The sequence below is a fragment of the Synechococcus sp. 'PEA 65AY6A-5F PE A' genome, from assembly GCF_047462575.1.
In the GTDB taxonomy this organism is placed as follows: domain Bacteria; phylum Cyanobacteriota; class Cyanobacteriia; order Thermostichales; family Thermostichaceae; genus Thermostichus.
On the sequence record NZ_JAOALE010000077.1, the window covers coordinates 1 to 1,656 of the forward strand.

The 1,656-nt window shown below is 60.0% G+C and carries 2 protein-coding genes; both read right to left on the reverse strand.

The features are described from left to right. Positions 1-978 (reverse strand): ketopantoate reductase family protein (locus GG26_RS13575; RefSeq protein WP_414391172.1); only part of this gene is annotated, 978 nt, incomplete at its 3' end. A gap of 22 nt (positions 979-1,000) precedes the next feature. After that, positions 1,001-1,108: a PetM family cytochrome b6-f complex subunit 7 gene (locus GG26_RS13580; protein WP_011431156.1), complete on the reverse strand. Its 108-nt coding sequence runs from the start codon at positions 1,106-1,108 to the stop codon at positions 1,001-1,003. Between the last annotated feature and the right edge of the window lie 548 nt (positions 1,109-1,656).

Consider the following 1,656-nt stretch of genomic DNA (forward strand, 5'->3'; position numbering starts at 1 on the left):
ATCCTCCAGCCCGCCAAGCTGCGCTGTGGCGGGAGTACCCCAGAGGTTCTGATGGGGAGTCGGGATCCCCGCCCAACGCCCCAGCTCCGTGATGGCGCCGACAATGCTCTCGATCTCCGTCGGTTGCCCCCGCTCGATATCCTGCAGCATCGAGGTGCGATGGGAGCCCACACGGGCTGCATCCTTCAGCCGCTCTTCCAAAGAGACCGGCAGCCGGATCCCAAATGCTTGGGCCACCGCCTCGGTTTCCTGCATCGCCGACCGAACCAAAGCATGGGTGGGCGGGTACTGGGCAATTGCGTCTTGGGCCGCGCGGGTAAGGGCGCTGATGGGATTGAAGGCGGCGTTCCCCCAAAGTTTTTGCCAGATCTCGACCCGAATTTGGGAGGTGAGGGCCACAGAAAGCTGCCCCTGCTCAAAGATGGCCGCCAGAGAGCGCAGCCGCTCCGACAACGACCCATCCGGCTCTCCCAGAATGTAGCGCCCGCCACCGGTATGCAAAACTACCCCCGGCTCTGCCAACTGCACGGCGATGTACACCACACAGCCGATCACCCGCTCGACTGGCAGATGCGCGGCGATCACCCCGCCCGGATCCACCGAAGTCAAGGAGCGCCCCTCAAACTCGCCGCCATGCCGGTAAAAGTACCACCGGGGGATACCATTCTGGACAACCACAACGGGGCTATCCGGGCCACACAGGGATCCCAATTGCGGGGCAAGCAGGGGCAAGCTGTGGGCCTTGACAGCAACGATCACCACATCTTGCCGCCCCAGCTCAGCCAAGTCGTCGCTGGCCGTCAGCCGCTCTACCCAAGCCACAGGGGGATCCCCCTGCCGGATCAGCTTCAAGCCTTGGCTGCGGATGGCCTGCAGGTGGGATCCCCGCGCCACCACACTGACTGAAAAGCCGGCGCGAGCCAGGCAAACGGCCAAATGCCCCCCGACTGCCCCGGCGCCGACGATGCCGATTTTCATGTTTTACCAAATGAGGAAATCCCTACTCGGCCCCGCCCTGGGTGATGCGCAAGATCCCGTATCCAAGCGCCACACCCACTAGGGTCAGGACGATGGAGAGCCCAGCAATGGTGAAGATCTCACTAGCCATAGATTCCTCTCAGGTGGATTGCCTCGCCCTTCAAGGATATCGGATCTTGTGCCTTCGGCCTTCCCCAGGGTGAGGCAGCCCCTCTAGCTCAATATCTCAGGAGAGAAAAACCGCAAAGATTACAGTCTGTGAAGATCCCAGCCACCTCGGACTTGATGGGAACGAGTCCCCCCCCTCTATAATGAAAGCAGTTTACAAGTCTTTACTGGCGTAGGCTAAATTGTAATGCCGACAGCCGTGAAACTTGTTCGGTGGCCCTAGGGCGGCTCGTCGGGATCGCCACAGCTCTGCTGAGGATTCCAAGAGCAGTTCGGAACGCCAGCAAAGCTGCCTGAAGCAGCGGTTGGTCAGTTCTGGCCAGGAATCCGTGCAGGGAAACCAAGGCGACAAGTTCGCAGACTGAGTCTTTATACCTAGGCACCAGTCTTGCTTCAAAGGAGCAAAATTTGTAGTTTCATTAATGTCCTCATCATGTTTTTAAGGAGAGGTTGAGATGACCATCGCAGTAGGGCGCGCGCGCCAGGAGCGAGGATGGTTCGACATCGTCG